The sequence below is a fragment of the Candidatus Glassbacteria bacterium genome (genome assembly GCA_019456185.1).
Taxonomy (GTDB): Bacteria; Gemmatimonadota; Glassbacteria; order GWA2-58-10; family GWA2-58-10; genus JAJRTS01.
In genome coordinates this window covers 1-2,600 of record VRUH01000125.1, presented here as the reverse complement: position 1 = coordinate 2,600, position 2,600 = coordinate 1, and the positions used below count along the sequence as shown (strand labels likewise).

Genomic DNA, 2,600 nt, shown 5'->3' with positions numbered 1-2,600 from the left:
CATTCGTGACGTTTCGGTTGACGAACGCGTACTGGAACCAGAACGCTCGTTGTGTAATATTCGTGGGGAACGATGGTGTCGTCTCCTGGTAGACAAGGACGCCGCCGATCCGCACCCTGATCGTAAATGTAGCCGGAAAACCGCTATTGTTTTGATAGGTGGCCGCCATCCGAAAACGCGCCGAAGACATCGCTCCCATCGTCCCTGCCGGGATCGTGAAGTTGTAGACATCCGTTTCAAGGGGGCTACTGGTCGTGAAGTCGGTTGGTTGGATGTCGATCGGATCCAGCAATCCAGTCGTCGCAATCGCGACGTCGACACGATCGTTCCCGGCATCATCGGAAGCGACGACGCCTCCTCCCGTGAAGTTGAGACGAGGCCGAGCACCGATCAGCGCACCATCATCTGCGACCTCAACTTCAAGTCGGTGTCGGTGACCGGATCCAACCAAGGCCGTCGAAGTCCCAGGAAGGTTCGATGAGCCTCGGACGGTGACCGGATCCGCAAACGCACCGTCTCCACCGATCAGCTGCCATCCGGTCACGGTCCGCACGCCACTGGCTTTCTGCCAGATCTGCGCGATGTCCTGTCGGAATCGTAGATCGCCAGGTGAGCCCAGTGCACGGCCTTCGGGGCTACCGATGATCGCTTCGGCGACGACCTGTTCGGTGGTGGGTCCCCCGAGCGACTGGCCTTCCTCGTCGAGATCGGTGATCCGGAAGATGACGCGCTGCGCTGACAGACCGTCTTTGAGCTCCTCGACTTCGTAGTTCACGGGCATTGCGTTTTTGCTTCACACCTGTGAGACGTCTAGAAACGCGCAACGACGGCGGAATGAAAGGAACGTGCTCGCCACGCTATGGATGATCGAGACTCGGAACGTCTGAGCGAGGGTCATGTCGATCGCAGAAGTCGCGCTAACGATCGCTGGTGCACCAAAGGTCTGCGTCGCAGAAAGATCGACGAAATCTCCAAGTCCGGTCGCAGGAGCCGCCGCCGTTGACATGAAGTAGTTTCCGCCGCCGATCTGCGCATTCGTGACATCTCGGTTGACGAACGCGTACTGGAACCAGAACGCTCTGCGTGCCGGGGCTGCGGGAAACGATGGCGTTGTGTTTTCCCGATATACGATTGTCCCACCGAGGCGAACTATGAATGCTAACGTGCGTCCGACCCCCGTATCGTTGAGGTAGTCAGCGACCATCCGGAAGCGAGCCGAATCCGTCGCTCCCATCTTCCCTGCCGGGATCGTGAAGTTGTAGACATCGGTTTCAACGGCAGTATTGACGACGTCGAGGTCAGTCGGCTGGATGTCGATCTGCTCTATGATGCCAGTCGTCGACGCGATCGCTACGTTGACGCGGTCGTTGGGGTCATCGTCGGTCACTACGACGCCGGAGCCGGTGAAGTTGATCTCCGGCCGAGCACCGATCAGCAGTCCATCGTCTGCGGCTTCGACCTCAAGACGGTGCCGGTGATCGGCGCGCACCAAGTCCGTCGAGGTCCCTTCAAGGTTATCCGCGCCCCGGACGGTGACCGGACTCCCAAAGGCACCGACGCCACCGATCAGCTGCCATCCTGTCACGGTGCGCACGCCGCTGGCTTTCTGCCAGATCTGAGCAATGTCCTGTCGGAATCGGAGATCTCCAGGGGAACCGAGCGCGCGGTCTTCGGGGCTGCCAATGATCGCCTCGGCGATGATCTGTTCGTTGTTGCGTCCCCCGATCGACTGGCCTTCTTCGTCGAGCTCGGTGATCCTGAAGATAACCCGCTGTACCGACAGAGCGTCCTTGATCTCCTCGACCTCGTAGTTGACGGTCATCGTGATTCTTAGGCTGCCCGAGAGACGTCGAGCCATGCGCACCGACGTCGGAATGAAAGAGTCGGATCCGCCAAGTTGTGGGTGATCGAGACCCGGATCGTCTGGGCGACAGTCATGTCGATCGCTGAAACAATGCTGACGATCGCTGGTGCGCCAAAGGTCTGCGTCGCCGCAAGATCGACCATCTCGCCAAGTCCTGTCGCCGGCGGTATGAATGTCGAGATGAAGTAGTTTCCGCCGCCGATCTGCGCATTCGTGACGTCTCGGTTGCAGAACACGTACTGGAATCCGAACGCTCTGCGTCTCGGATCTCGAGGGATCAGCGGCGTTGTGTCCTCATATACGATCGTCCCACCTAGACGCACTGTGAAGGTGAAGAAGCGCGGGAGCAACGTGTTGTTGAGGTAATCGGCGACCATCCGAAAACGCGCCGACGAAGTCGCTCCGAGCGTGCCTGCCGGGATCGTGAAGTTGTATACGTCTGTTTCAACGATGGTGTTGACGACGTCGAGGTCAGTGGGTTGGATGTTGATCTGATCTACGAGGGCACTCGTCGAGACTGCTACGTTGACACGGTCATTGGGGTCATCGTCGGTCACGACGACGCCAGACCCCGTGAAGTTGATCTCCGGACGTGCACCGCTCAGCGCGCCATCGTCTGCGACCTCGACCTCGAGACGATGTCGGTGGTCGGCTCGAATCAAGTCCGTCGAGGTCCCTTCAAGGTTATCCGCGCCCCGGACGGTGACCGGACTCCCAAAGGCACCGACGCCACCGA

General features: G+C 59.5%; 2 protein-coding genes. Both read right to left on the bottom strand.

Annotation, left to right across the window (positions count from 1 at the left end; all coding sequences use genetic code 11):
- Positions 1-775: hypothetical protein (locus tag FVQ81_18330; protein MBW7998488.1), on the bottom strand; the 775-nt coding region annotated here is incomplete at its 3' end.
- A gap of 18 nt (positions 776-793) precedes the next feature.
- Positions 794-1,822 (bottom strand): hypothetical protein, encoded by a 1,029-nt coding sequence (locus FVQ81_18325; GenBank protein MBW7998487.1) that lies wholly within the window; start codon positions 1,820-1,822, stop codon positions 794-796.
- Positions 1,823-2,600 lie beyond the last annotated feature (778 nt).